The sequence below is a fragment of the Pseudomonas azerbaijanorientalis genome, assembly GCF_019139795.1.
Classification (GTDB): Bacteria; Pseudomonadota; Gammaproteobacteria; order Pseudomonadales; family Pseudomonadaceae; genus Aquipseudomonas; species Aquipseudomonas laurylsulfatiphila.
Genome location: NZ_CP077078.1, coordinates 4,590,124 through 4,615,323, shown reverse-complemented (window position 1 = coordinate 4,615,323; position 25,200 = coordinate 4,590,124). Strand labels below are relative to the sequence as shown.

25 protein-coding genes and 1 riboswitch are annotated in these 25,200 nt (G+C 61.1%); of the genes, 18 read left to right on the top strand and 7 right to left on the bottom strand.

Annotated elements, in window-relative coordinates; genetic code table 11:
* Positions 1 to 8: 8 nt before the first annotated feature.
* Complete coding sequence (gene htpG / locus KSS91_RS20535; RefSeq protein WP_095964057.1) at positions 9 to 1,913, top strand: molecular chaperone HtpG; 1,905 nt, start codon at positions 9 to 11, stop codon at positions 1,911 to 1,913.
* Between the two features lie 67 nt (positions 1,914 to 1,980).
* Positions 1,981 to 2,709 (top strand): dienelactone hydrolase family protein, encoded by a 729-nt coding sequence (locus KSS91_RS20530; protein WP_217835954.1) that lies wholly within the window; start codon positions 1,981 to 1,983, stop codon positions 2,707 to 2,709.
* Between the two features lie 146 nt (positions 2,710 to 2,855).
* Here KSS91_RS20530 and KSS91_RS20525 read toward each other — a convergent pair whose 3' ends face one another.
* Together KSS91_RS20525 and KSS91_RS20520 are read right to left on the bottom strand one after the other, a co-directional pair.
* Entirely contained in the window at positions 2,856 to 3,716 is an 861-nt protein-coding gene (locus KSS91_RS20525) for a pirin family protein (protein ID WP_217835953.1), read from the bottom strand.
* 62 nt (positions 3,717 to 3,778) lie between these two features.
* Complete coding sequence (locus KSS91_RS20520) at positions 3,779 to 4,195, bottom strand: OsmC family protein (RefSeq protein WP_217835952.1); 417 nt, start codon at positions 4,193 to 4,195, stop codon at positions 3,779 to 3,781.
* 235 nt (positions 4,196 to 4,430) lie between these two features.
* Between KSS91_RS20520 and KSS91_RS20515 the strand changes: the two genes are divergently transcribed.
* Positions 4,431 to 6,056 (top strand): methyl-accepting chemotaxis protein, encoded by a 1,626-nt coding sequence (locus KSS91_RS20515; protein ID WP_217835951.1) that lies wholly within the window; start codon positions 4,431 to 4,433, stop codon positions 6,054 to 6,056.
* Positions 6,057 to 6,188: 132 nt separating this feature from the next.
* On the opposite strand, the gene KSS91_RS20510 is transcribed toward KSS91_RS20515, so the two are convergent.
* The 3 genes from KSS91_RS20510 to purM are packed head-to-tail and all read right to left on the bottom strand — an operon-like array spanning position 6,189 to position 8,619.
* Entirely contained in the window at positions 6,189 to 6,902 is a 714-nt protein-coding gene (locus KSS91_RS20510) for a DUF3108 domain-containing protein (RefSeq protein ID WP_217835950.1), read from the bottom strand.
* Between the two features lie 8 nt (positions 6,903 to 6,910).
* Positions 6,911 to 7,561, bottom strand: coding sequence for a phosphoribosylglycinamide formyltransferase (purN, locus tag KSS91_RS20505; RefSeq protein WP_007977542.1), 651 nt, complete (start codon positions 7,559 to 7,561; stop codon positions 6,911 to 6,913).
* A complete protein-coding gene (gene purM / locus KSS91_RS20500; RefSeq protein ID WP_217835949.1) occupies positions 7,561 to 8,619 on the bottom strand; it encodes a phosphoribosylformylglycinamidine cyclo-ligase in 1,059 nt (352 codons plus the stop codon). Before purM ends, purN begins: the two co-directional genes overlap by 1 nt.
* Before the next feature lie 386 nt (positions 8,620 to 9,005).
* Here purM and KSS91_RS20495 point away from each other — a divergent pair, with 386 nt between their 5' ends.
* From KSS91_RS20495 to KSS91_RS20470, 6 genes are all read left to right on the top strand, one after another.
* The gene (locus KSS91_RS20495) at positions 9,006 to 10,064 is read left to right on the top strand and encodes a DUF2066 domain-containing protein (RefSeq protein WP_015096172.1); all 1,059 of its coding nucleotides are present in this window, start codon (positions 9,006 to 9,008) and stop codon (positions 10,062 to 10,064) included.
* Positions 10,065 to 10,100: 36 nt separating this feature from the next.
* On the top strand, positions 10,101 to 11,174 hold the full coding sequence (locus KSS91_RS20490; RefSeq protein WP_217835948.1) for an AI-2E family transporter: 1,074 nt from the start codon (positions 10,101 to 10,103) through the stop codon (positions 11,172 to 11,174).
* 230 nt (positions 11,175 to 11,404) lie between these two features.
* On the top strand, positions 11,405 to 12,109 hold the full coding sequence (hda, locus tag KSS91_RS20485) for a DnaA regulatory inactivator Hda (protein WP_007898944.1): 705 nt from the start codon (positions 11,405 to 11,407) through the stop codon (positions 12,107 to 12,109).
* A 221-nt stretch (positions 12,110 to 12,330) separates the two neighbouring features.
* Entirely contained in the window at positions 12,331 to 12,975 is a 645-nt protein-coding gene (locus tag KSS91_RS20480) for a C40 family peptidase (protein WP_217835947.1), read from the top strand.
* Positions 12,976 to 13,140: 165 nt separating this feature from the next.
* Positions 13,141 to 13,677 carry a C40 family peptidase gene (locus KSS91_RS20475; RefSeq protein ID WP_102701790.1) on the top strand — a complete coding sequence of 179 codons (537 nt, stop codon included), beginning with the start codon at positions 13,141 to 13,143 and terminating at the stop codon, positions 13,675 to 13,677.
* 18 nt (positions 13,678 to 13,695) lie between these two features.
* Positions 13,696 to 14,358, top strand: a complete 663-nt coding sequence (locus KSS91_RS20470; RefSeq protein ID WP_217835946.1) for an O-methyltransferase — start codon at positions 13,696 to 13,698, stop codon at positions 14,356 to 14,358.
* Between the two features lie 119 nt (positions 14,359 to 14,477).
* Here KSS91_RS20470 and KSS91_RS20465 read toward each other — a convergent pair whose 3' ends face one another.
* A complete protein-coding gene (locus KSS91_RS20465; RefSeq protein ID WP_217835945.1) occupies positions 14,478 to 15,791 on the bottom strand; it encodes a PQQ-dependent sugar dehydrogenase in 1,314 nt (437 codons plus the stop codon).
* 66 nt (positions 15,792 to 15,857) lie between these two features.
* Positions 15,858 to 16,442: a hypothetical protein gene (locus KSS91_RS20460; protein ID WP_217835944.1), complete on the bottom strand. Its 585-nt coding sequence runs from the start codon at positions 16,440 to 16,442 to the stop codon at positions 15,858 to 15,860.
* 153 nt (positions 16,443 to 16,595) lie between these two features.
* A riboswitch (cobalamin riboswitch) is annotated at positions 16,596 to 16,828 on the top strand.
* 82 nt (positions 16,829 to 16,910) lie between these two features.
* Between KSS91_RS20460 and cobO the strand changes: the two genes are divergently transcribed.
* The 9 genes from cobO (at position 16,911) to cobC (ending at position 25,199) form a co-directional block, all read left to right on the top strand.
* A complete protein-coding gene (gene cobO / locus KSS91_RS20455) occupies positions 16,911 to 17,522 on the top strand; it encodes a cob(I)yrinic acid a,c-diamide adenosyltransferase (protein WP_007984541.1) in 612 nt (203 codons plus the stop codon).
* Positions 17,519 to 18,919 (top strand): cobyrinic acid a,c-diamide synthase CobB, encoded by a 1,401-nt coding sequence (locus KSS91_RS20450; RefSeq protein WP_217835943.1) that lies wholly within the window; start codon positions 17,519 to 17,521, stop codon positions 18,917 to 18,919. Before cobO ends, KSS91_RS20450 begins: the two co-directional genes overlap by 4 nt.
* Positions 18,916 to 19,566, top strand: coding sequence for a 5,6-dimethylbenzimidazole synthase (bluB, locus tag KSS91_RS20445; RefSeq protein WP_217835942.1), 651 nt, complete (start codon positions 18,916 to 18,918; stop codon positions 19,564 to 19,566). The genes KSS91_RS20450 and bluB overlap by 4 nt, the downstream gene beginning before the upstream one ends.
* Positions 19,563 to 20,471 carry an adenosylcobinamide-phosphate synthase CbiB gene (gene cbiB / locus KSS91_RS20440; RefSeq protein WP_217835941.1) on the top strand — a complete coding sequence of 303 codons (909 nt, stop codon included), beginning with the start codon at positions 19,563 to 19,565 and terminating at the stop codon, positions 20,469 to 20,471. The genes bluB and cbiB overlap by 4 nt, the downstream gene beginning before the upstream one ends.
* Positions 20,464 to 21,456 (top strand): threonine-phosphate decarboxylase CobD, encoded by a 993-nt coding sequence (cobD, locus tag KSS91_RS20435; RefSeq protein ID WP_217835940.1) that lies wholly within the window; start codon positions 20,464 to 20,466, stop codon positions 21,454 to 21,456. The genes cbiB and cobD overlap by 8 nt, the downstream gene beginning before the upstream one ends.
* Complete coding sequence (locus KSS91_RS20430; RefSeq protein WP_217835939.1) at positions 21,453 to 22,904, top strand: cobyric acid synthase; 1,452 nt, start codon at positions 21,453 to 21,455, stop codon at positions 22,902 to 22,904. The genes cobD and KSS91_RS20430 overlap by 4 nt, the downstream gene beginning before the upstream one ends.
* A 149-nt stretch (positions 22,905 to 23,053) precedes the next feature.
* A complete protein-coding gene (cobU, locus tag KSS91_RS20425; protein WP_015096160.1) occupies positions 23,054 to 23,575 on the top strand; it encodes a bifunctional adenosylcobinamide kinase/adenosylcobinamide-phosphate guanylyltransferase in 522 nt (173 codons plus the stop codon).
* A complete protein-coding gene (cobT, locus tag KSS91_RS20420) occupies positions 23,572 to 24,627 on the top strand; it encodes a nicotinate-nucleotide--dimethylbenzimidazole phosphoribosyltransferase (RefSeq protein ID WP_217835938.1) in 1,056 nt (351 codons plus the stop codon). The genes cobU and cobT overlap by 4 nt, the downstream gene beginning before the upstream one ends.
* Positions 24,624 to 25,199, top strand: a complete 576-nt coding sequence (gene cobC, locus KSS91_RS20415) for an alpha-ribazole phosphatase family protein (RefSeq protein ID WP_217835937.1) — start codon at positions 24,624 to 24,626, stop codon at positions 25,197 to 25,199. Before cobT ends, cobC begins: the two co-directional genes overlap by 4 nt.
* The last annotated feature ends 1 nt before the right edge of the window (position 25,200 follow it).

Sequence of the window (25,200 nt, the reverse complement as noted above, 5' to 3'; positions counted from 1 at the left end):
TGATGACCATGAGTGTGGAAACTCAAAAGGAAACCCTGGGCTTCCAGACCGAGGTGAAGCAACTGCTGCATCTCATGATCCATTCGCTGTATTCCAACAAGGAAATTTTCCTTCGCGAATTGATCTCGAACGCCTCTGACGCTGTCGACAAATTACGTTTCGAAGCCCTGGCCAAGCCAGAGCTGCTGGAAGGCGGCGCCGAACTGAAAATCCGCGTGAGCTTCGACAAGGACGCTAAAACCGTCACCCTCGAAGACAACGGTATCGGCATGAGCCGCGAAGATGCGATCACCCACCTGGGTACCATCGCCAAGTCCGGCACCGCCGATTTCATGAAGCACCTGACCGGCGACCAGAAGAAAGACTCGCACCTGATCGGCCAGTTCGGTGTCGGTTTCTACTCCGCCTTCATCGTCGCCGACAAGGTCGATGTGTACAGCCGTCGTGCCGGCAGCGCTGCCAGCGAAGGCGTGCACTGGTCGTCCAAGGGCGAAGGTGACTTCGAAGTCGCGACAATCGACAAGGCTGAGCGCGGCACTCGCATCGTCCTGCACCTGAAATCCGGTGAAGACGAGTTCGCCGATGGCTGGCGCCTGCGCAACATCATCAAGAAATACTCCGACCACATCGCCTTGCCGATCGAGTTGCCCAAAGAAGTGGCAGCCGCCGAAGGCGAAGAGAAGCCTGCCGTTGAATGGGAAACCGTCAACCGCGCCAGCGCTCTGTGGACCCGTCCGCGTACCGAGATCAAGGACGAGGAATACCAGGAGTTCTACAAGCACATCGCTCACGATTTCGAAAACCCGCTGAGCTGGAGCCACAACAAGGTCGAAGGCAAGCTGGAATACAGCTCGCTGTTATACGTGCCGACCCGTGCTCCGTTCGACCTGTACCAGCGTGAAGCGCCAAAAGGCCTGAAGCTGTACGTGCAGCGCGTGTTCGTCATGGATCAGGCCGAGTCCTTCCTGCCGCTGTACCTGCGCTTCATCAAGGGTGTGGTCGACTCCAACGACCTGTCGCTGAACGTGTCGCGGGAAATCCTGCAGAAAGACCCGATCATCGACTCCATGAAGTCGGCGCTGACCAAGCGCGTGCTGGACATGCTGGAAAAACTGGCGAAAAACGAGCCTGAGCAATACAAGGGCTTCTGGAAAAACTTTGGTCAGGTCATGAAGGAAGGCCCGGCAGAAGATTTCGCCAACAAGGAAAAAATCGCCGGTCTGCTGCGTTTCGCATCGACCCACGGCGACGATGGCGAGCAGGTTGTCGGTCTGGCCGAGTACCTGGCGCGCGCCAAGGAAGGTCAGGACAAGATCTACTACCTGACCGGCGAAACCTACGCACAGGTCAAGAACAGCCCGCACCTGGAAGTCTTCCGCAAGAAAGGCATCGAAGTGCTGCTGTTGACCGACCGCATCGACGAATGGCTGATGAGCTACCTCAGCGACTTCGACGGCAAGAGCTTCGTCGACGTGGCGCGCGGTGACCTGGACCTTGGCAACCTGGACTCGGAAGAAGACAAGAAGGCCGCGGAAGAAGTCGCGAAGTCCAAGGAAGGTCTGGTTGAGCGTCTGAAAACTGCACTGGGCGAATCCGTTGCGCAAGTTCGGGTGTCCCATCGCCTGACCGATTCGCCGGCGATCCTGGCCATCGGCGAGCAGGACCTGGGCCTGCAGATGCGCCAGATCCTCGAAGCCAGCGGGCAGAAGGTTCCGGATTCGAAGCCGATCTTCGAGTTCAACCCGGCTCACCCGCTGATCGAGAAGCTCGACAACGAGCAGAGCGATGAGCGCTTCGGCGATCTGTCGCACATCCTCTTCGATCAGGCGGCCCTGGCGGCCGGCGACAGCTTGAAAGATCCGGCGGCCTATGTGCGCCGTCTGAACAAACTGTTGGTCGAGCTATCAGCTTAACTGTGTTGTAGAAAAACCCGCTTCGGCGGGTTTTTTCATTCTGGTGTTCAACAATCAGGAGTCAGAAATGAGCCAAATCACTGTACGTTCCGTTGCCTATCAGATTGATGGCCAGGCCTACGAAAGCCGTCTGGCCTTCGATGCCGACCATAAAGGCCCGCGTCCGGGCTTGTTGATGGCACCGAACTGGATGGGCGTCAGCGCCGGTGCCGAGGAGATCGCCAGGTCCGTGGCGGCCAAGGGCTACGTGGTGCTGATCGCCGACCTTTACGGGCAATCACTTCGTCCGTCGAACAATGACGAGGCCGGGGCGGCAATGATGCCGTTGAAGAATGACCGTGGGTTACTGCGCAAGCGCATGCAGGTGGCGTTTGAGCAGTTGCAGAGCCAGGGCGAGGCGGCAGTCGATACGTCGAAGCTGGCGACCTACGGTTTCTGTTTCGGCGGCTGCTGTGCCCTGGAATTTGCCCGTACCGGTGCGCCGGTGAAGGCCGCGGTATCCTTCCACGGCACGCTGGACACACCGAATCCGGCCGACGCGAAAAACATCAAGGGTAAGGTCCTGGTCCTGCACGGTGCCTCCGATCCACTGGTGCCGAAGGAGCAGTTGCCGGCGTTCGAAGATGAAATGAACGCGGCCGGTGTGGACTGGCAGTTGCTGAGCTACGGCGGTGCGTTTCACTCGTTCACCGACCCGCACGCCAAGGTGCCGGGCATGATGATGTATGACGCGAAGATCGCCGCTCGGGCGTTCACGTCGATGCATAACTTGCTGGATGAAGTGTTCAGGGGCTGACCATGACTTGGTCGGTGTGAGTGCCGGCTCCTTCGCGGGCAAGCCCGCTCCCACAAGGATTTGGTCCATGCGCAATTTTTGCGGACAACATGGAAACTGTGGGAGCGGGCTTGCCCGCGAAGGCGGCCTGACTAACGATAGAAAAACTAAGGCAATTCGATCCTCTCACTTTCTCCCGGCACCGTCGGCCAGTCCCCGGCCGCCCAACGCCGGCGTGCTTCATCAATCGCCGCCGGATCGCTTGCGACAAAATTCCAGTTGATCCGCCGTGGCCCGTCCAGCGGCGCGCCGCCAAACAGCACGGCGTGACTGTCGCTTTCAGCAAACAGGGTCAACTCTTCTCCGGCAGGCAGTACCACCAGCGAAAGCGGTTCTATCAGCTCGCCATCCAGTTGCACCTCGCCGCTCAACACATACAGCGCACGTTCTTCATGCTCGGTGGGAATCAGCAATGTCGTCGCCGTTTGCAGGTGCAATTCTGCGTACAACGTAGGAGAAAGCACCGGGACCGGTGACTCCAGGCAAAAGCCCGACCCGGCAATCATGCGGATCTTCACCCCCAGGTTTTCGCTGACTGGCAAGGTGGACGCTGGATGGTGGCTGTAATGCCCCGGCCCCTGTTCTTTTTCCTTGGGCGATGCCAGCCAGATCTGCAAACCGTGCATCGTGAAGCCGCTCTCCTTGAGAGCCTCGGGCGTGCGTTCGACGTGGGCAATGGCGCTGCCGGCCGTCATCCAGCTGACATCGCCGGTATCAACAACCTGATCGGAACCCAGGCTGTCCTTGTGCTGGATTTGCCCCTGGAACAAATAGGTCAGGGTGGACAGGCCGATGTGTGGGTGCTGGCGGATATTCATGCCTTTGCCCGGCGGATAACGGGTTTCCAGCATGTGATCGAAAAACACGAATGGCCCGACGCTGCGGCACTTGGCGGATGGCAGTGGACGCAGGATCGGCTGACCTTCGACGTCTTCGATGCGGGGGCGGATCACGAGCGGAGTGTTCATGGTGCGTTCCAGGCTGAGCGGGCGATGCGTTCGAGCATAACCCGCTCGCGCAGCCCTTGCCGCTATTGGCTGAAGGCGCCTTCGGACAAATGCGTTTCGATGCTGACTTCAGACGTGGTCATCAGCTTGTGGATCGGGCAGCGATCGGCCACGCGGTGCAGCTCGTCGCGCTGGGCGTCGGTGAGTACACCCTTGAGGGTCAGTTTGACGTGCAGCTTGTATTGGCCTTTCTGTTCCAGGCTGTTGTCGCGCTTGACCTCGACGCCGACACCGGTCAATGGGATGTCCTTCTTCTTTGCATAGAGCTTGAGGGTCAGGGCTTTGCAGGCGCCGAGCGCGGCATCGAAATAGTCGTGCGGTTCCGGCGCTCTGCCTTCACCGCCCGCTGTGACGGGAACGTCGGCGAAGAGTTCATGGTCATCGATTTGTACGCTGTGGCGAAAGCCTTCGGCAGAAACGGTGTTGACGGTAACGGTCATGGGAAACCTCGCAAGCGACAGATATTTGTTCGATCAAAAAGACCTTGAAGGTATAGAGCATGGTGCCGGATGTGCGTTCCGGTTTTCTTGTACGGGTGAGTCTTTTCGCTGAATCGTTACCGTAGCAGTAATGTTGTTTTGATATCACTTTTTCGTCTTACGCAAATTTTCAACAGTCCGATACCGTCTAAAGAACCAGCTGCCTGACGCAGCGCTTTTGGAAGGAACCAGGGGAATGAGTATCAGAAGTCTCAATATTGCGCCGCGCGCGAGTCTCGGTTTTGGCCTGTTGGCGTTGATGGTTTTTGGCTTGGGCGCGTTCGCTCTGCTGCAAATGTCCAACATGCGGGCACAGTCCGATCAGGTCGATGACAACTGGCTGCCCAGTGTCATGGCGGTCGGTGATATGAGTCAGGACATGTTGCGGCTGCGAGCATTGACCATGCGTCTGTTGATCAATCGCGACCCGCAGGTACAGGCGCAGAACGTCAACAAGATCAATGAACTCAAAAGCGTTCTCGAAGAGGCTCAGCAACGTTATGACAAGTTGATCGTGCTGCCTGAAGAGCGCGTATTGTTCGACCGCTTCAAGGCCGCCGAGGCCAGGTACATGCAGTTTCAGAGTCAGGTGATGGCCGAAGCTACCCAGGGGCAGGTGGAAGAGGCGGCGGCCATTCTCAATGGCGAGATGAATCCTCTGGCCGATGAAATCACGGTTGCGCTCAGGGAGCTGGTCGAGCTCAATCGGCACAACGCCAATCTGGCAACCGAAGCGGGTCGCCTGGTGTTCAGCCAGTCGCGGGTCTGGGTCGGGGTAATGATCGGTGTGACCGCGTTGATCACCATTGGCCTGGCACTGCTGTTGACGCGCAGCATCGTGTTGCCGCTGTCACAGTCATTGAAAGTGGCCGAGGTGGTCGCCGGCGGCGACCTGACTGCAGCCATCACCATTTCCGGCAAGGATGAACCCGCGCGTCTGCTGCACGCGCTCAAGAGCATGCAACAGAGTTTGCGCGAAACCATCCGGCGTATATCCGATTCATCCAGTCAATTGGCTTCGGCTTCGGAAGAGCTCAGTTGCGTCACGCAAGACGCTACCCGAGGCCTGCATCAGCAGAGCCTGGAGATCGAGCAGGCGGCCACGGCGGTCAACCAGATGACCGCCGCCGTGGAGGAAGTGGCGAGCAATGCCGCAGCAACGTCGCAAGCTTCGCGCGAGTCCGACCGCATTGCCCAACACGGCCGCGAACAAGTGCACCAGACGGTGCTGTCGATCGAGTCGCTGGCTGAAGATGTCACCACCAACGTCGCTCAGGTCGAAGATCTGGCGCAGAAGGTGTATGGCATCACTACCGTGCTGGACGTGATTCGCGCGATTGCCGAACAGACCAACCTGCTGGCCTTGAACGCGGCGATCGAAGCCGCGCGAGCCGGGGAGGCCGGGCGCGGGTTTGCGGTAGTGGCTGATGAGGTGCGGGCCCTGGCGCACCGGACCCAGCAGTCGACCAGGGAAATCGAGCAGATGATCACCGGTATCCAGCAGGGTACCGATCTGGCTGTCAGCTCGATGCAGCAGAGCAACACCCGGGCGCGTTCGACGCTGGAGGCGGCAAAAGCAGCGGGCGTTGCCCTGGAAGACATCGCCTCGGCATTCACCGTGATCAATGAGCGCAACATCGTGATTGCCAGTGCCTCGGAGGAGCAGGCGGCGGTGGCGCGGGAGGTCGATCGCAACTTGATGAACATCCGTGACCTGGCGCAACAGAGCTCGACCGGAGCGAATCAGACGAGTGCGGCGAGTCAGGAGTTGTCGCGGTTGGCGGTGGACCTGAACACGCTGGTGGCGCGGTTTTCGGTCTGATTGAAGATCAACAGATCGCAGCCTTCGGCAGCTCCTACAGGTTTATGCGATCCATGTAGGAGCTGCCGAAGGCTGCGATCTTTTGATTAGAAAAAAGCCCCGCGATGGCGGGGCTTTTCGTGTCGATCCGGATCAGCTGCCTTTAACGGTCTTGCCGTTGACCTTACCGTCCAGGAGCATGATGTTGTACTCCTTTCCGTCGGTTTCGACCTGTTGCAGGCGGACCAGCAGGTGATCCCAGTCCTTGGCGAACCACATTACGGTGATGCGTTTGCTCTGCGTCGGGTCGCGCACGCGCTCAACCTTGATCGCATCGATCTGACCGGCCTTGGTGTCGACTTTTTCCGGGCCCAGCACGCGGAAGTCATAGGTGTCGACTTCACCGCCATCGACCACTTGATAGCTCATGGTCTTTTTGCCGGCAGCGACATCATGTTGCAAAGCCAACTGGTAGGTGGACTTGTCGAGCATGCCGCGGTTGAGGGGGAGCTTGACGGCATCACCGCGGTCGGTGCCGGTGATCATCTTGGTGTTCCAGTCGAAATCCAGGTCCGATTTCTTGGCCTTGCCCAGGCCGCCACGTTCAAAGTGGTAGGACTCCGGAAGCAGCGTGTCCTTGTCCAGGGTCAGGGTGCTTTCCTCGGACAGGCTGGCAATCATCATCGATGCCTTGAAACTCAGTTTCCATTTGCCGTCGCTGGTTTTTTCGAGGCTGCGCTCGGCAGTGCCGCTCATGGGGAGCTGTTTCCAGTCGGCGGTGTAGCTGGCGGAGAAGGGTTGAAGTTCTGCCGCCTGAGCGAAGGGCAAAGCGAGCAGAGCGCAAGCGAAGAGCAGGGCGCGACGCATAAAATCTCCTAGTTACGAATCAAGTGGCCGCTGGCCGCAAGTAGCTGTCCATCCAGTAAAGCACCTTGCTCGCCGAGGGCCAGACGACCTTCGGCAAACCAGCGTACGGCCATCGGGTAGATCAGGTGTTCCTGAACATGGACCCGCTGCGCCAGACTCTGCGGCGAATCCTGTAACTCTACCGGTATTACAGCTTGTACGACCAGTGGTCCGCCATCGAGTTCCTCGGTGACGAAGTGCACGGAGCAGCCGTGCTCGGCGTCGCCAGCCTCCAGCGCGCGCTGATGAGTGTGTAACCCTTTGTATTTGGGTAGCAGCGAGGGATGGATATTGAGCAGGCGACCCTGATAGTGGCGTACGAAACCCGCGCTGAGAATGCGCATGAATCCGGCCAGTACCACGAGTTTGGGATTGAAGGCGTCGATCAGTTCGATCAGCGCGGCATCGAAGGCCTCGCGACCTTCGAAAGCCTTGTGATCCAGGGTGCGGGTGTCGATACCCGCGTCCCTGGCGCGTTGCAGGCCGTAGGCGTCGGCGCGGTTGGAAATCACCGCAGCGATGCGGACCGGGCTGTCGCCGGTCCGCGTGCTGTCGATCAGGGCCTGCAAGTTACTGCCGGTGCCGGACAACAGCACCACCACATCACAGGTCTGAGACATCAATGAGCCTTGAGGTTCTTCAGTTCTACCTGAGCCGCGCCTTCGGCAGCGGTGGAGATCTGGCCGATGACCCAAGGCTGCTCGCCCGCTTCACGCAGAACGTTCAGCGCGGTTTCAACGTGCTCTTGAGCGACGCAGATAACCATACCGACGCCGCAGTTCAGCACGCGGTGCATTTCGTTCTCTTCGACGTTGCCTTTCTCTTGCAGCCAGTCGAACACGGCCGGACGGGTCCAGCTCGCCACGTCAACCACGGCTTGAGCGCCTTTTGGCAGAACGCGCGGGATGTTGTCCAGCAGGCCACCGCCGGTGATGTGGGCCATGGCTTTGACCGCGCCGGTTTCCTTGATCAGCTTGAGCAGCGGCTTCACGTAGATGCGGGTCGGGGCCATCAGCAGGTCGGTCAGCGGTTTGCCGTCGAGCTGGGTGTTTTCGATGTCGGCGCCGGACACTTCGATGATCTTGCGGATCAGCGAGTAGCCGTTGGAGTGCGGGCCGGAAGACGGGAGGGCGAGCAGGGCGTCGCCGGCAGCAACCTTGGAGCCGTCGATGATTTCGGATTTTTCCACGACGCCGACGCAGAAGCCGGCCAGGTCGTAGTCTTCGCCTTCGTACATGCCCGGCATTTCAGCGGTTTCACCGCCAACCAGCGAGCATCCCGACAGTTCGCAGCCAGCGCCGATGCCGGTAACAACCTGGGCAGCGGTGTCGACGTTCAGTTTGCCGGTGGCGTAGTAGTCGAGGAAGAACAGTGGTTCTGCACCGCACACCACCAGATCGTTGACGCACATGGCAACCAGGTCGATGCCGATGCTGTCGTGCTTGTTCAGGTTCAGTGCCAGGCGCAGCTTGGTGCCGACGCCGTCAGTACCGGAAACCAGCACAGGCTGTTTGTAGCCAGCCGGGATTTCGCAGAGGGCGCCGAAACCGCCCAGGCCGCCCATGACTTCCGGGCGCGCAGTGCGCTTGGCGACGCTCTTGATGCGTTCGACCAATGCTTCACCGGCGTCGATGTCTACACCGGCGTCCTTGTAGCTCAGGGAGGGTTGCTTGCTCATGATCCAGGCCTTTAGGGGGGGGATTTCTGGGTAACGACCGAGTCCGTCGGGAGCGCCGAAACTGCGTAGGCGAGAACCATGCACGCTATTCGGACACTACCCGGCTGTTGCCGGTCTGCGAAGGCGCGCGATTTTATCAGGCTTGAGCCGCAGCGGCCATCCTCAGGCCGACAGCAGGGCCATATCCGTTAAAAAAAACCGTTGATGCACGGTGTCGGTGGCATCCTGCCTGGCTGTATAAGGTGTCGCGATTAACCGTCTATCGTTATGACAGTGCGAAAACTTACCCGGAGCGTGTGAATGTTTTGCATCGGGCAATGGTCACAGCCTTGCTCGATCGTCTTCATGCGGTCTGTTCCAGCCGCTCTTGTCGTCAGGAATCTTCCATGCGTTTTTGTAAATTTTTGCTTGTGAGTTGTTTGTCAGTGGTCAGCCTGGTCAGTCAAGCCGAAACCGTCAAAGGCCTTTATCAGGTGCGCGAGCCGGTGAATGGCCAGTCGCCCGAGGAGCGTGAGCAGGCGACTCAACGTGCATTGGACACTTTGGTGTTGCGCCTGACCGGCGATCCCAAGGCCGCTCAAAATCCGGGGCTGGCGGCCATTCGTAAAGAGCCGCAACAGATCATCAGCCAATACGGCTTTGAAGCCGGTCCGCCGGAAGTTCTGAAAGTCGATTTCGACCCGGGTACCACCGAGCAGGCCTTGCGCCGCGCCGGCCTGGCCATGTGGGGGGCCAATCGGCCGTCGATCCTCGGCTGGTGGCTCAACGATTCCACCGAGGGTTCAAGCCTGGTGGGCGACGGCCAGGCCAGCGCGGCACCGCTGCGTCGGGCTGCCCAGCACCGGGGCTTGCCATTGCGCTTGCCGTTGGCGGACCTGAACGAACAGATCGTCGCGACCGCACCGAATCTGGAAGGCGCAGATTCCGGCCCTTTGCTTGCGGCATCGGAACGCTACAACGCCGACGCCCTGCTCGCGGTACACGCCAAAGAGGAGGGCGGGCAGTGGCAAGCCAAGTGGCAATTGTGGCTGGGAGATAAAAAAGAGGCAGGCAGCGTGCAGGGTGCCGATCAGGCCGCCGTGGCCGATGCGGTGATGCTGGCGGTCAATGAGCGGCTGGCGCCGCGGTTTGTCGCCAAGCCCGGTGCTTCAAGTGCGCAATTGCTGGAAGTGCAAGGCATGAATCTTGAACACTACGCGTCCCTTGGGCGCTTGCTGGAGCCATTTGGCGGGCGCGTGCAAAGCGTTGACGGCGACCGGATCGTCTACCGGGTCAATGGCAGCGCCGAGCAGTTGCGTGCTCAACTGTCGCTGGCAAGGTTGCAGGAAGCGCCGGCGGCTCAGGCACCGACTCCGGCAGTGCCGGTTCAGCCTGCCGTCGGTGGTGCGGTGCCTACCCCGGCGCCTGCGCCAGCCCCGACACCGCAACTGCGGTTTCGCTGGTAGTTTTTCTCTCTTTATATAGAAGCAATGGAGTGGTTCATGGCCGATACGCGGCGTTGGTTCTGGCTCGGCGGGGTGGTCCTGCTTTGTGTTTTTGTCTGGTTGTTGCATCCGATCCTGACGCCGTTCCTGGTGGCCCTGCTGTTGGCCTATCTGTTCGACCCGCTGGTGGATCGACTGGAGAAGGCGGGGCTGTCTCGAACCTGGGGTGTAGTGGCGGTGTTTGCCCTGTTTACATTGATCCTCACCGCGCTGCTGTTGGTCCTGGTGCCGTTGCTCGCCCGGCAGCTGTTTCGTTTGTATGAACTGGCCCCGCAAATGCTTGACTGGCTGCAGCACACGGCGTTGCCCTGGGCGCAATCGAAGTTCGGCCTGTCGGAGGGCTTCTGGAAGTTCGACCGGCTCAAGGCAGCCATCGGCGAGCATATGAGTCAGACCTCCGATGTTGTCGGCGTGGTACTGAGTCATGCCACTGCCTCCGGGCTGGCGTTGATTGGCTGGTTGGCGAATCTGGTGTTGATCCCGGTGGTGAGCTTCTATCTGTTGCGCGATTGGGACCTGATGATGGCCAAGGTCCGCAGCCTGCTGCCCCGGGATCGTGAAGCGCGCGCGATGTCGCTGGCGGGTGAATGCCATGAAGTGCTCGGAGCGTTCATTCGTGGCCAGTTGCTGGTCATGGTGGCCCTGGGGGTGATCTATGCAGCAGGCCTGATGCTGGTCGGGCTGGAGCTGGGCTTGCTGATTGGCGTCATTGCCGGTCTGGCAGCGATCGTGCCGTACATGGGATTTATCATCGGCATCGGTGCGGCGCTGATTGCAGGGCTGTTCCAGTTCGGTGGTGATCTTTACCCGATGCTCGGCATTGTCGCGGTGTTCATGGTCGGTCAGGCGCTGGAGGGTATGGTGCTGACGCCGTTGCTGGTCGGTGACCGGATTGGTCTGCACCCGGTGGCGGTGATTTTCTCGATTCTGGCCGGGGGTGAGCTGTTTGGCTTTACCGGTGTGCTGCTGGCATTGCCGGTCGCCGCGGTGATCATGGTGTTGGTGCGCCATGTGCAAGATTTGTATAAGGATTCCGATATCTACGGGGGTGTCGACGAACCGCAGGGGTAAAAGGTGTCGATGGGCGATGGCGGGCTGCCCGGGTTCGTGCCGGGTCAGCCTGATTACACAGCGCGAGTGTTACATGCACCGCCAAAGAAACTGTCATAAAACCGGTGCGTTAACGCAAACCTTTGATTTTGCTTGTGGTCTATCGCATTGTGCGGCCCGCTTCACGGGTATAAACTTCGCAAACTTTACACAGAGGCCACTAACGGTTCCTTTGGAACTGTTCAGTCAGCATGAAACCGATTCAGCTGCCCCTAGGTGTGCGTCTGCGTGACGACGCCACCTTTATCAACTACTACCCAGGCGCCAATGCCGCTGCACTCGGCTATGTCGAGCGGCTATGCGAAGCCGACGCCGGCTGGACCGAAAGCCTGATCTACCTTTGGGGCAAGGATGGGGTAGGGCGTACGCACCTGTTGCAGGCTGCCTGCCTGCGCTTCGAGCAATTGGGAGAGCCTGCGGTGTATCTGCCGCTGGCCGAGTTGCTCGATCGCGGTATCGAGATTCTCGATAACCTTGAGCAGTACGAACTGGTCTGTCTCGATGACCTGCAGGCGGTTGCCGGCAAGGCGGACTGGGAAGAGGCGCTGTTCCATCTGTTCAATCGCCTGCGCGACAGTGGCCGGCGCCTGCTGATTGCTGCGTCGACATCCCCGCGCGAATTGCCAGTGAAGCTGGCGGACCTCAAGTCACGCCTGACCCTGGCCTTGATCTTCCAGATGCGCCCACTGTCCGACGAGGACAAATTGCGTGCCCTGCAATTGCGCGCATCCCGTCGCGGACTGCACCTGACCGATGAGGTCGGGCATTTCATCCTGACTCGCGGCACCCGCAGCATGAGTGCACTGTTCGAGCTGCTTGAGCGCCTCGATCAGGCCTCCCTCCAGGCTCAGCGCAAGCTGACAATCCCGTTTTTGAAAGAAACCCTCGGCTGGTAGACCCGCTGAAACCGGGGCTTATAGCCAGTTCGGCATATTTCAGGCGCCAGAAAATCCGCTTTCCTGCAAGGTTGCAGGCCGCGTGCATGTTTAAAATGGGCTTAAGCGCTTAGATGTAAACGAGAAACCAATAAGTCACAAAAAGATTGATTGAATTTGCAAATGAGGTCGATAGCGGGCATAGTCTCGACTTCTTTACAACTTCAGCCACGGTCGTGCCCATGCTAAATCGCTTCGCACCCCTCGTGCCTCTCGCACTCGTCACCCTGTTGTTCGGTTGCGCTGCCCACACTCCAGTGGTCCAGCAGCAGCAACAGCAGGTTCAAAACCCGGCCACTGCCCAGTCTTCCGCTCTCTTTCAGGAAGCTCTTTACCAAGAAGAGAAGGCTACCGAAAAAGAACTCGCAGACTTCGCTGGCGGCAAGTCCTACCAGCTTCCAGTCCTGGCCGACAGCATCCTCGAACGCGGCATGTCCCTGATCGGTACCCGTTACCGTTTCGGCGGCACTTCTGAAGCCGGCTTCGATTGCAGCGGTTTCATCGGCTACCTGTTCCGCGAAGAAGCGGGCATGAACCTGCCGCGCTCCACCCGCGAAATGATCAACGTGGACGCTCCGCTGGTCTCGCGCAGCAAGCTTGAGCCGGGCGATCTGCTGTTCTTCGCAACCAACGGTCGTCGTGGTCGCGTCAGTCACGCCGGGATCTACCTGGGCGACAATCAGTTCATCCACTCCAGCAGCCGCCGCAGCGGTGGTGTGCGCATCGATAGCCTGGGCGACAGCTACTGGAGCAAGACCTTCATCGAGGCCAAGCGCGCCCTGGCGATGGCACCTAACACGTCGCCAATTGTCACTGCACGTAAATAAGCGGACATTTTGTAAGGCGAACTTAAAGTCTTACTTGAAGTTTGTCGTGTAGCCGCTAGAATCTTGATCTACAAATGATGGCAAACCGCCTGCGTCCTACGCAGGCGGTTTTCTTTTCTGCGCTCCCCGCAGAAAAAGCCGCAGCCAGATCAGGATGTTCTGCTTATGACGACGTCGGCCCGCCTCGCAATCATGTTCTTCGCAGCGCTGCTCAGTGCCTGCGCCAGCCGCACACCGCCTCCTGCGCCGGTGGTTCGCGCGCCCATCGTATTTGGTTCCCCACAAGCGTTTTCGCCCGAAGCGGAGGACGTGCTGTTTCGCGCGCTCGGCCTGGTGGGTACGCCTTATCGCTGGGGTGGCAACACGCCGGATTCCGGGTTTGATTGCAGCGGCCTGATCGCGTACGTGTACCGCGATGTAGCCGGTATTGCCTTGCCGCGCACCACGCGCGAGATGATCTCCATGCAAGCGGCGAGTGTTGGCAAGGAAGGCCTGCAGACTGGCGACCTGCTTTTCTTCGCTACCAATGGCGGTTCCCAGGTCAGTCATGCCGGCATCTACGTGGGAGAAGGGCGTTTCGTCCACGCGCCGGCCACTGGCGGCACCGTGAAGCTCGACAGTCTGTCCAAGGCGTATTGGCAAAAGGCTTACCTGAGCGCCAAGCGTGTTCTGCAGCCTGAACATCTGGCGCGCAACCCGTAACGTCCGGAGCTGCTGCTCATGACTGCTCGTACGCTGAATCTCGACGACGCCCTGTATCAATACCTGCTCGATGTTTCCCTGCGCGAAACACCACTGCTCAAGCGCTTGCGCGATGAGACCCAGGCGCTGCCGATGGCGCGCTGGCAGGTGGCGCCGGAGCAGGGACAGTTTCTCGCCTTGCTGGTTAAGCTGACAGGCGCCAGGCGCTTGCTCGAAGTCGGTACTTTCACCGGATACAGCGCGCTGTGCATGGCGGCGGCATTGCCGGCTGAAGGTTCGCTGATTTGCTGTGATATTCCCGGCGACTACAACGCCATCGCACGGCGCTACTGGCAGGAAGCGGGACTCACCGGGCGGATCGACCTGCGCCTGGCCCCCGCACTGGAAACCCTCGGCGATCTTGAGCGGCAAGGTGGGGGCGAGCAGTTCGACCTGGTGTTCATCGATGCCGACAAGGCCAACTATCCGAGTTATCTGGAGCATGCCCTGCGTTTGCTGCGGGTCGGTGGGCTGGTGCTGTTCGACAACACCCTGTGGAGCGGGCGCGTGCTTGAGACCAGCCCCGAGAGCGCGGACACCCGGGCTATCCAGGCGCTCAACCTGGCGTTGAAGGATGATGTGCGGGTGGATCTGTCGTTGTTGCCGATCGGCGATGGATTGACGCTCTGTCGCAAGCGCTGAACCCCTGTGGGAGCGGGCTTGCTCGCGAATGCGCAATGTCAGACGCCACATCTGTTGACTGATACACCGCCTTCGCGAGCAAGCCCGCTCCCACAGGGGAATATGTTGGCAGTTGGTTTTTATTTCACTGCCGACACCCGCCACACCTTGTTCCCCACATCATCGGCCACCAGCAGATCGCCCTGCCGGTCGATCACCACGCCCACCGGGCGGCCCATGGCTTCTTCCTTTTCGTTGAGAAAACCGCTGAGCACTTCAATCGGTTGTCCCGCAGGTTTGCCTGCGCTGAACGGCACGAAAATCACTTTGTAGCCACTGTGGGGGTTACGGTTCCAGGAGCCGTGCTGGCCGATGAAGGCCCCTTGGGTGAACGGCGGCGGCAGCTTGCTGTTTTCAGCGAAGGTCAGGCCCAGTGATGCCGTGTGCGGGCCGACGGCATAGTCCGGAGCGATGGCCTTGGCCACCAGGCCGGGGTTTTGCGGCTCGACGCGGCTATCGACATGCTGGCCGTAATAGCTGTAAGGCCAGCCATAGAATGCGCCGTCCTTGACCGAGGTGATGTAGTCCGGGACCAGGTCGCTGCCAATTTCATCCCGCTCGTTGACCGCAGTCCACAGCGCGCCACTGTGCGGTTCCCAGGCCATGCCGTTGGGGTTGCGCAGGCCGGAGGCGAAGATCCGCTGCTGGCTGGTGGCACGATCCACTTCCCAGATCGCTGCGCGACCTTCTTCCTTGTCCATGCCGTTTTCCGCGACGTTGCTGTTGGAGCCCACGGTGACGTAGAGCTTGCGGCCGTCCTTGCTGGCGATGACGTTTTTGGTCCAGTGATGGTTCAGCGGGCCACCCGGCAGGTCGACCACTTTGACCGGTGGCGATTTGATCTGCGTATCGCCACTTTCATAGTGAAAGCGCAGCAGGCGATCAGTGTCGGCCACATACAGGTCCTTGCCGACCAGGGTTATGCCGAAGGGCGAGTTGAGGTTTTGCAGAAACACCGTGCGGGTTTCCGCGACGCCATCGTGGTCCTTGTCGCGCAGCAAGGTGATGCGGTTCGCGCTGGGCACCCTGGCCCCGGCGCGTCCCATGACTTGCTTCATGACCCAGCCGCGAATGCCTTTGCCGTCTTCGGGTTTGGGTGGCGCGTTGGTTTCCGCCACCAGTACGTCGCCGTTGGGCAGTACATAAAGCCAGCGGGGGTGATCGAGGTTTTCGGCAAAAGCGGCCACTTGAGTGCCCGCGGCGGCGACGGGTTTCGCGCCCTGTGGCCAGCCGATGGCCGGGGCGATGTTCACAGTCGGGATCAGGGTTTTGTTGGGGGGCGGCAGTTGGGGTGAAGGGCCGGTGCCGTCGGAGACTTGCAGGCCGGCGGTCTCACTACAACCGGCGAGCCCTCCGCAGATCGCGATAACGAGAACGAGCGGGGGCGTGCGCATACGGGTGTTCCCTATGAATGCCTTGTTCTAATCATAGAGACGCGTTGTCGTCCAATGGTTCAACCCCTAGCCACGTGCTTCCTTGAACAGCACCGCAATGCCAGGGTGATAGTTGCCGGCTTCATTGCGCAACTTGCGGTAGGCATACGGGAAATACCAGGCGACCGCGCAGGTGTGTTCCTTTTGCAGGTCGTCGACCATGTCCTGGAGTTCTTCCGGTGTCGCGCCTTGCTGGGCTTTTTGCGGGGCGACGAACAGGCAGCCGAGTTTCAGGTCGCTGGCGTGGCTCAGGCGCTTTGCATCGCTGGCGATGTCGAGCAGGGCCTGCGTCAGATTGAGGCTGTTGACCCGTGGCCAGCGCTGGCTGGTCTGGATGTAGGCGCGGGTTTCGGGCGAGGCGAGGAACAGGTCGGCGCGGCTGTTGCGTTCGCCTTCTTCGGTCTGCTTGCGGGTAGGCGTCTGTTGCAGTGTGACCATCTCGGCCATCCAGGCGGCGGCAGACAACAGTCCGAGATTGGCTTTTTCGTCGTGCCAGTAGGGTGTGTCGCCATCACCGCGGATGGCGTTGTAGCGGTCGATGCATTCGAACCAGCGCTCGAGCACAGGGCGCAGGAATTCCAGCTTTGGATTGCTGATGATCATGCCTTGCATGGGCTCACCCTTGTTATTGTGTTGTGAGGTTGTGGCTCTTTGATATCACTGCTGAGAGCGAGGCACAAGATTGACGTCAGTTTTTTGATTGACGACAGTTATTCGGCAGTTGGCCTCCCGGCTTTAATTGACGCTCCACCCCCAACCCTCTAACCTTCGCGGCTTGTTTCAGGTGCTCTGTGACTTGGGTCGACAGAGTGAAACAGGGAAGCCGGTGAGCGAGTTCTTCTGTTGGTCGAGGAACCGTAATTCCGGCGCTGCCCCCGCAACGGTAAATGAGTGAAAACTGTGTCTGATGCCACTGTGTCGATTCGATGCGGGAAGGCGCACAGTCTGGCTTTGCGCCACTCATGAGCCCGGAGACCGGCCTGATTCATCCAGCGGCATCACGGTGGGCGATGCCAGGCTTGTTGCCTTCTATTGCTGTGCCTGCCCGCCGTTATTCCTGCCTCAACGGAGAGCTCCCCCATGACTGATACCCCCGATCGTGACGAACGCCACCTGGCGCGCATGCAGCGCAAAAAAGCCGTGATCGACGAGCGCATCGCCAATTCCCCGAACGAGTGTGGTCTGTTGCTGGTGCTGACCGGCAACGGTAAAGGCAAGAGCAGTTCGGCCTTCGGCATGCTCGCCCGCGCCATGGGGCACGGCATGCAATGCGGTGTGGTCCAGTTCATCAAGGGCCGCAACAGTACCGGCGAAGAGTTGTTTTTCCGGCGCTTTCCCGAGCAGGTGCGTTTTCATGTGATGGGCGAAGGGTTTACCTGGGAAACCCAGGACCGTCAGCGCGACATCGCTGCCGCCGAAGCGGCGTGGGCGGTGTCCCGGGAACTGCTGCGCGATCCGTCCATCGGCCTGGTGGTGCTGGATGAGCTGAACATCGCCCTCAAGCACGGCTACCTCGATCTCGATCAGGTACTCAGCGACTTGCAGGCCCGGCCGCCGATGCAACACGTGGTGGTCACCGGGCGTGCCGCCAAGCCGGAAATGATCGAGATGGCCGACACGGTCACCGAAATGGGCATGATCAAACACGCCTTTCAGGCTGGGATCAAAGCGCAGAAAGGCGTCGAGCTGTGAGCCAGCCTCGTCATTGCCCGGCGGTTCTGATTGCCGCGCCGGCCTCCGGCCAGGGCAAGACCACCGTTACTGCGGCGCTGGCCCGCTTGCATCGCAATCAGGGGCGCAAAGTTCGCGTGTTCAAGTGCGGCCCCGACTTTCTCGATCCGATGATCCTCGAACGCGCCAGCGGTGCGCCGGTGTATCAACTGGACATGTGGATGGTCGGCGAGCAGGAGAGTCGCCGGTTGCTGTGGGAAGCCGCCGCTGACGCCGACCTGATCCTGATCGAAGGCGTCATGGGGCTGTTCGACGGTACGCCGTCGAGCGCCGATCTGGCACGGCATTTCGGTGTGCCAGTACTGGGTGTGATCGACGGTACCGCCATGGCCCAGACCTTCGGCGCACTGGCCCTGGGGCTGGCGCGTTATCAGCCGGACTTGCCGTTCGCCGGCGTGCTGGCCAACCGCGTCGGCACGCTGCGCCACGCGCAACTGCTCGAAGGCAGCCTGACTGAAGGCTTGCGCTGGTACGGCGCGCTGTCCCGGGAAACCGGGATTGAACTGCCGAGCCGACACCTGGGGCTGGTTCAAGCCAGTGAACTGAATGATCTCGACCTGCGCCTCGATGCGGCAGCCGATGCCCTGGCCAACAGTTGCGAGGTCGCGCTGCCACCGGCAGTCGAGTTCGCCGCCCCCGATGTCATCGTCGCCGAACCGCTGCTGGCCGGTGTGCGCATTGCGGTGGCCCGTGATGAAGCCTTTGCGTTCACCTACGGTGCGAGCCTGGATTTGCTGCGGGCGATGGGCGCCGAGCTGTCGTTTTTCTCGCCGATCCGCGACCGTGCGTTGCCGCAGGCGGACAGCCTGTATCTGCCGGGTGGTTACCCGGAACTGCACCATGTTGCGCTGGCACAAAATACCGCGATGCTCGACGCGATCCGCGCGCACCACGCCGCTGGCAAACCCTTGCTCGCCGAGTGTGGTGGCATGCTGTATCTGCTCGACTCCCTGACCGATGTCGAGGGCACTCGTGCCGAACTGGTTGGTTTGCTGACCGGTGATGCGGTCATGCAAAAGCGTCTGGCAGCGTTGGCGTTGCAAGCGGTGGAGTTGCCGGAAGGTTCGCTGCGCGGGCACACCTATCACCATTCACTGACCAGCACTGAATTGGCGCCGATTGCCCGGGGCGTGAGCCCTAACGGCGGGCGCGGTGCGGAAGCGGTTTATCGCGAGGGGCGGATGACTGCCTCTTATGTGCACTTTTATTTTCCGTCGAACCCCTCGGCGATTGCTGCGCTGTTTGCGCCGGACCTTGAAGCCGCCTTCGCGAGCAAGCCCGCTCCCACAGAGGAATGCATTTCTTCAGGCAGCTCACTTCTAAATGTGGGAGCGAGCCTGCTCGCGAAGAGGCCATGACAGACAACGCATTCACCGAAGCCGAACGCGCAGCGGTCTATCGCGCCATCGGCGAGCGCCGCGACATGCGCCACTTTAGTGGCGGCACGGTCGAGCCCGAGTTGCTCCAGCGCCTGCTCGAGGCTGCGCATCAGGCACCCAGCGTCGGCCTGATGCAGCCCTGGCGCTTCATCCGCATCAGTGATCGCGCCTTGCGCGGGCAAATCCAGGGGCTCGTGGAGGAGGAGCGCGTGCGCACCGCCGAAGCCCTCGGCGAGCGCAGCGACGAGTTCATGAAGCTCAAGGTGGAAGGCATCAACGATTGCGCCGAGGTACTGGTCGCCGCACTGATGGACAACCGCGAACAGCATATCTTCGGCCGTCGCACCTTGCCGGAAATGGACATGGCCTCGCTGTCCTGTGCCATCCAGAACCTGTGGCTCGCGTCCCGCGCCGAAGGGCTGGGGATGGGCTGGGTGTCGCTGTTCGAACCCCAGGCACTGGCGGACCTGCTGAGGCTGCCGCCGGGAGCCAAACCGCTGGCGGTGCTGTGCCTGGGGCCGGTAAAGGCGTTCTACCCGGCGCCGATGCTGGTGCTCGAAGGCTGGGCGCAGGCGCGTGCGCTGCATGAATTGCTGTATGAAAATTATTGGGGAGTGAGTCCATGAGTGTGGCGTTGTTGAGTGTCGCCGCGGTTGCGCTGGATGCGCTGCTGGGTGAACCCAAACGCTGGCATCCGCTGGTGGCGTTCGGCCGTTTTGCCGATCGCATCGAGCAACGTTTCAACGGTGGCGGTCGCGGCTGGCGCAGCCATGGCGTCACCGCGTGGGTGATCGCCGTGCTGCCACTGGTGCTGCTGGTCACGGCATTCTCCTGGGCGCCTTACGTTGGCTGGATCGTCGAGATTCTCGCGCTCTATTGCGCCCTCGGCATGCGCAGCCTCGGTGAACACGTCACGCCGGTAGCCAAGGCCTTGCGCGGCGATGATCTGGATGAAGCACGCAAACGTGTGAGTTATCTGGTCAGCCGTAAAACCAGTGACCTGGATAAAACCGAAGTCGCCCGTGCCGCCACCGAGTCGGTGCTGGAAAACGGTAGCGACGCGGTGTTCGCCGCGTTGTTCTGGTTTGTCGTGGCCGGTGCGCCGGGCGTGGTGCTCTATCGCCTGAGCAATACGCTGGATGCGATGTGGGGCTATCGCAATGAGCGCTTCGAACGGTTCGGCTGGGCGGCGGCGAAGATCGACGACGTGCTCAATTACATTCCTGCGCGTCTGGTGGCACTGACTTACGCGCTGCTGGGCAAAACCCGGCTGGCGTTCAAATGCTGGCGCACCCAGGGCCCGACCTGGGACAGTCCGAACGCCGGCCCGGTAATGGCGGCAGGGGCAGGGGCCCTTGGCGTTGAATTGGGCGGCGCGGCGATTTATCACGGTGAACTGCACCAGCGTCCGCAACTGGGCGAAGGCGTGCCGGCGGACGCCGACTCCATTGACCAAGGCTGGCAACTGGTCCAGCGCGGGGTATGGTTATGGCTGCTGATTCTCTGCCTGGGGGCTGAATTTTATGCTTGAGCACGGTGGCCGATTGCGCAAGGCGGCGCTCGAATACGGCATAGATGAAGCCGACTGGCTGGACCTGTCGACAGGCCTTGCACCCTGGCCGTTCCCGGTGCCGGATATTCCGCTGCGGGCCTGGGCTCGTTTGCCGGAGGCGGACGATGGTCTGGAACAGGCCGCCTGTGATTACTACGGCACCTTGCAGGCATTACCGGTGGCCGGTTCGCAAATGGCGATCCAGCTGCTGCCGCGATTGCGGCGGGCAGGCAAGGTGGGTGTGTTGTCGCCGTGCTACGCCGAGCACGCCGAAGCCTGGCGTCGCAACGGCTACATCGTGCGCGAAGTGCTGGAGCAGGAAGTCGACTTCTTTATCGACAGTTTCGACGTGCTGGTGGTGGTCAATCCGAATAATCCCACGGGCCTGAGCCTCCCCCCCAGTCGCCTGCTCGACTGGCACACGCGACTGGCCCAGCGCGGTGGCTGGCTGGTGGTGGACGAAGCGTTCATGGATAACACGCCACAACTGAGCCTGGCGCCGTTTGCCCATCAGGTCGGGCTGATCGTCTTGCGCTCATTCGGCAAGTTTTTCGGCCTGGCCGGTGTGCGCCTGGGGTTTGTGCTGGCCGAGCGCAAGTTGCTCAAGTTGCTGGCAGAACAAGTGGGGCCCTGGGCCGTGAGCGGGGCAACCCGGGTAGTGGGGCAGGCCTGTCTGCGCGATACGCAGGGGCAAACGCGGCAACGGCTGCGCACCGAAGAGGCCAGCGAGCGCCTGGCGTCGTTGCTGCAGCAACACGGCTTCGAGCCCCAGGGCGGCTGTGCGCTGTTCCAGTGGCTGATCACCGAGCGCGCCGAAGCACTGCATGAATTCATGGCCCGGCGCGGTATTCTCCTGCGGTTGTTCACGCACAACAGCAGCCTGCGATTCGGCCTGCCCGGTGACGAAGCCGCCTGGGTGCGACTGGCGCAAGCCTTCGAAGATTTCGCCAAGGAAAACCAATGACCACGCTGATGGTGCAGGGCACCACGTCGGATGCCGGGAAAAGCACGCTGGTGACTGCGTTGTGCCGTTGGGCCACGCGTCAGGGCGTCAAGGTGGTGCCGTTCAAGCCGCAGAACATGGCACTCAACAGTGCGGTGACCGCCGACGGCGGCGAGATTGGCCGTGCCCAGGCGGTTCAGGCCCAGGCCGCGCACCTCGCACCGCACACCGACATGAATCCGGTATTGCTCAAGCCCAACAGTGACACCGGTGCCCAGGTGATCATCCATGGCCGCGCCGTCACGACCATGAACGCCGTCGCCTATCACGACTACAAAAGCATCGCCATGCAAGCGGTGCTGGCCTCCCACGAGCGCTTGAGCGCGGCGTATCCGCTGGTGATGGTCGAAGGCGCAGGCTCGCCGGCGGAAATCAATTTGCGCGCCGGCGACATTGCCAACATGGGCTTCGCCGAAGCGGTGGATTGCCCGGTGTTGCTGATTGCCGATATCAATCGCGGCGGGGTTTTCGCCCATCTGGTGGGTACCCTCGAACTGCTGTCGCCGAGCGAACAGGCGCGGGTCAAAGGCTTCATCATCAATCGTTTTCGCGGTGACATCGCGTTGCTGCAACCCGGTCTCGACTGGCTTGAAGAACGCACCGGCAAACCGGTGATTGGCGTGCTGCCGTATGTGATGGACCTGCACCTGGAGGCCGAAGACGGCATCGATCAGCGCCAGACCGATAAAGCCGAACGGGTGCTGAAAGTCGTGGTGCCGGTGCTGCCGCGCATCAGCAATCACACCGATTTCGATCCGCTGCGCCTGCATCCGCAAGTGGACCTGCAATTCATCGGGCCCGGCCAGGCGGTTCCACCTGCCGACCTGATCATTCTTCCTGGTTCGAAAAGTGTCCGCAGCGACCTCGCGTACCTGCGGGCCAACGGCTGGGAAACCGCGATTGCCCGGCATCTGCGTTACGGCGGGAAACTGCTGGGGATCTGTGGCGGCCTGCAGATGCTCGGTGAGCAGGTGCATGACCCGCTGGGCCTCGAGGGCGCGCCGGGTTCCAGTGCCGGTTTGGGGCTGTTGGCGTTCCAGACCCGGCTCGAACAAGAGAAACAGCTGCGCAATGTGTGCGGTCGCCTGGCGCTGGAAGATGCGCCGGTATCAGGCTATGAAATCCATGCCGGCGTGACCACCGGACCGGCTCTGGAAAATGCCGCCGTGCATCTGGATGACGGCCGCTGCGACGGTGCGCAAAGTGCGGACGGGCAGGTTTTCGGCACCTACCTGCACGGGCTGTTCGAATCGCCGGCGGCGTGCAGTGCGCTGTTGCGCTGGGCCGGTTTGCAGGAGGTGCAGGACGTGGATTACCACGCGTTGCGCGAGCGCGATATCGAGCGGCTGGCGGATCTGGTGGAGAAGCATCTGGATACCGGGCTGTTGCGGCAGCTCTGTGGAATCTGAGGTGAAAGCTCTGGCCTCTTCGCGGGCAAGCCCGCTCCCACAGAGATTTGGGTTGATCGTGAAATTTGAGTACACCTCGTAATCCTGTGGGAGCGGGCTTGCCCGCGATGAGGCCAGTCGCCTCAGCGAAAATTTCAAGGAAAACAACCATGCTCCAACTGATCCTCGGCGGCGCCCGCTCCGGCAAGAGTCGTCTGGCTGAAAAACTCGCCATCGACAGCGCCCTGACCGTCACTTACATCGCCACCAGCCAGCCACTGGATGGCGAAATGAGCGAGCGGGTGGCTCATCACCGCGCCCGTCGTCCTGCCGAATGGGCACTGATTGAAGAACCCCTGGAACTGGCCCGGGTACTGCGTGAAAGCGCCCGTGCCGACCACTGTCTGCTGGTGGATTGCCTGACCCTGTGGCTGACCAACCTGCTGATGCTCGACGATGCCGGGCGCTTGCAAGCCGAGCGTGATGCCCTGCTGGACTGCCTGGCAGCGTTGCCGGGTGAAATCATTTTTGTCAGCAACGAGACCGGAATGGGTGTCGTGCCGCTGGGCGAATTGACTCGCCGCTATGTCGATGAAGCCGGTTGGCTGCATCAAGCTCTGGCTGAGCGCTGTCAGCGTGTCGTCCTGACCGTCGCCGGCCTGCCCCTGACTCTGAAAGGAACTGCGTTATGACTCAATCCTGGTGGCTGAACCCGTGCAGGCCGGTCGATACCCAAGCGCTCGAACAGGCCCAGGCGCGGCAACAGCAACTGACCAAGCCGGCCGGCTCCCTCGGCCAGCTGGAGTCGGTGGCGGTGCAACTGGCGGGATTGCAGGGACGGGTCAAGCCGAGTCTGGAACAGGTGTGGATCGCGATATTTGCCGGCGACCATGGCGTGGTCGCCGAGGGCGTGTCGGCCTATCCCCAGGAAGTCACCGGGCAGATGCTGCTCAACTTCGTCAGCGGTGGTGCGGCGATCAGCGTCCTGGCGCGACAACTGGGCGCTTCCCTTGAGGTGGTTGACCTTGGCACGGTGACGTCGTCGCTGAACCTGCCCGGTGTGCGTCACCTGAACGTCGGCCCGGGCACGGCGAATTTTGTACAGGGGCCGGCCATGACCGCAGCCCAGGGACAACTCGCTTTGCAGGCCGGCCGTGACAGCGTGCAACGGGCGATTGCCAGCGGTGCGCAGTTGTTCATCGGTGGCGAAATGGGCATTGGCAACACCACCGCCGCCAGCGCCCTGGCCTGTGCCTTACTCGATTGCCCGGTGGGCCATTTGACCGGGCCTGGCACCGGGCTCAACGCCGAAGGTGTCAGCCATAAAGCCCGGGTGATCGAGCGTGCCCTGGTATTGCATGGCCCGCAGCGTGGCGATGCCTTGCAGACCCTGTTCAACCTCGGTGGCTTCGAGATTGCGGCGCTGGTCGGTGCCTATCTCGCCTGTGCTCAAGGCGGTGTCGCGGTGCTGGTGGACGGCTTCATCTGCAGTGTCGCTGCGCTGGTCGCGGTGCGCTTGAATCCCGAATGCCGTCAGTGGCTGTTGTTCGGTCATCGTGGCGCAGAGCCGGGGCACCGTCATGTGCTGGAAACCCTGGGTGCGCAACCCTTGCTTGATCTTGGTCTGCGGCTCGGTGAAGGCAGTGGTGCGGCATTGGCTGTGCCGCTGTTGCGTCTGGCGTGCGACCTGCACGGGCAAATGGCGACCTTCGCCGAAGCCGCCGTGGCAGATCGTCCGGCATGACCCTGCGCCTGGATCTGTTGCGTCACGGTGAAACCGAATTCGGCGGTGGCCTGCGCGGCAGCATCGATGATGCGTTGACCGAAACGGGCTGGGCGCAGATGCGAGCCGCCGTGGTCGGGCAAGGGCCATGGGACCGGTTAGTCAGTTCGCCATTGCAGCGTTGTGCGCGGTTTGCCGAGGAGCTCGGTGCACAACTGGGTGTACCGGTGCAGTTGGATAAAGACCTGCAAGAGTTGCATTTCGGCGCCTGGGAAGGGCAGAGCGCGGCGGCGTTGATGGAAACCGACGCGCAGGCGCTCGGCTTGTTCTGGGCCAATCCTTACTCGTTCACGCCGTCTCAGGGTGAGCCGGTTGCAGGCTTTTCGACACGGGTATTGGCAGCGCTGGAGCGTTTGCACGCGACCTGTGCCGGTGAGCGCATTCTGCTGATCAGCCACGGCGGGGTGATGCGCCTGTTGCTGGCACAAGCGCGCGGGCTGCCGCGAGAGCAGCTGCTCAACGTTGAGGTCGGGCATGGCGCACTGTTTTCGCTGATGATGGAGTCCGATGGTTTGTTGAAGGAAGTGCTTTGAC

What these genes read in the sequence shown, in the direction of transcription:
- htpG (WP_095964057.1), top strand. Translation starts at nt 9, where the DNA reads ATGAGTGTGGAAACTCAAAAGGAAACCCTGGGCTTCCAGACCGAGGTG.
- KSS91_RS20530 (WP_217835954.1), top strand. Translation starts at nt 1,981, where the DNA reads ATGAGCCAAATCACTGTACGTTCCGTTGCCTATCAGATTGATGGCCAG.
- KSS91_RS20525 (WP_217835953.1), bottom strand. Translation starts at nt 3,716, where the DNA reads ATGAACACTCCGCTCGTGATCCGCCCCCGCATCGAAGACGTCGAAGGT.
- KSS91_RS20520 (WP_217835952.1), bottom strand. Translation starts at nt 4,195, where the DNA reads ATGACCGTTACCGTCAACACCGTTTCTGCCGAAGGCTTTCGCCACAGC.
- KSS91_RS20515 (WP_217835951.1), top strand. Translation starts at nt 4,431, where the DNA reads ATGAGTATCAGAAGTCTCAATATTGCGCCGCGCGCGAGTCTCGGTTTT.
- KSS91_RS20510 (WP_217835950.1), bottom strand. Translation starts at nt 6,902, where the DNA reads ATGCGTCGCGCCCTGCTCTTCGCTTGCGCTCTGCTCGCTTTGCCCTTC.
- purN (WP_007977542.1), bottom strand. Translation starts at nt 7,561, where the DNA reads ATGTCTCAGACCTGTGATGTGGTGGTGCTGTTGTCCGGCACCGGCAGT.
- purM (WP_217835949.1), bottom strand. Translation starts at nt 8,619, where the DNA reads ATGAGCAAGCAACCCTCCCTGAGCTACAAGGACGCCGGTGTAGACATC.
- KSS91_RS20495 (WP_015096172.1), top strand. Translation starts at nt 9,006, where the DNA reads ATGCGTTTTTGTAAATTTTTGCTTGTGAGTTGTTTGTCAGTGGTCAGC.
- KSS91_RS20490 (WP_217835948.1), top strand. Translation starts at nt 10,101, where the DNA reads ATGGCCGATACGCGGCGTTGGTTCTGGCTCGGCGGGGTGGTCCTGCTT.
- hda (WP_007898944.1), top strand. Translation starts at nt 11,405, where the DNA reads ATGAAACCGATTCAGCTGCCCCTAGGTGTGCGTCTGCGTGACGACGCC.
- KSS91_RS20480 (WP_217835947.1), top strand. Translation starts at nt 12,331, where the DNA reads ATGCTAAATCGCTTCGCACCCCTCGTGCCTCTCGCACTCGTCACCCTG.
- KSS91_RS20475 (WP_102701790.1), top strand. Translation starts at nt 13,141, where the DNA reads ATGACGACGTCGGCCCGCCTCGCAATCATGTTCTTCGCAGCGCTGCTC.
- KSS91_RS20470 (WP_217835946.1), top strand. Translation starts at nt 13,696, where the DNA reads ATGACTGCTCGTACGCTGAATCTCGACGACGCCCTGTATCAATACCTG.
- KSS91_RS20465 (WP_217835945.1), bottom strand. Translation starts at nt 15,791, where the DNA reads ATGCGCACGCCCCCGCTCGTTCTCGTTATCGCGATCTGCGGAGGGCTC.
- KSS91_RS20460 (WP_217835944.1), bottom strand. Translation starts at nt 16,442, where the DNA reads ATGCAAGGCATGATCATCAGCAATCCAAAGCTGGAATTCCTGCGCCCT.
- cobO (WP_007984541.1), top strand. Translation starts at nt 16,911, where the DNA reads ATGACTGATACCCCCGATCGTGACGAACGCCACCTGGCGCGCATGCAG.
- bluB (WP_217835942.1), top strand. Translation starts at nt 18,916, where the DNA reads ATGACAGACAACGCATTCACCGAAGCCGAACGCGCAGCGGTCTATCGC.
- cbiB (WP_217835941.1), top strand. Translation starts at nt 19,563, where the DNA reads ATGAGTGTGGCGTTGTTGAGTGTCGCCGCGGTTGCGCTGGATGCGCTG.
- cobD (WP_217835940.1), top strand. Translation starts at nt 20,464, where the DNA reads ATGCTTGAGCACGGTGGCCGATTGCGCAAGGCGGCGCTCGAATACGGC.
- KSS91_RS20430 (WP_217835939.1), top strand. Translation starts at nt 21,453, where the DNA reads ATGACCACGCTGATGGTGCAGGGCACCACGTCGGATGCCGGGAAAAGC.
- cobU (WP_015096160.1), top strand. Translation starts at nt 23,054, where the DNA reads ATGCTCCAACTGATCCTCGGCGGCGCCCGCTCCGGCAAGAGTCGTCTG.
- cobT (WP_217835938.1), top strand. Translation starts at nt 23,572, where the DNA reads ATGACTCAATCCTGGTGGCTGAACCCGTGCAGGCCGGTCGATACCCAA.
- cobC (WP_217835937.1), top strand. Translation starts at nt 24,624, where the DNA reads ATGACCCTGCGCCTGGATCTGTTGCGTCACGGTGAAACCGAATTCGGC.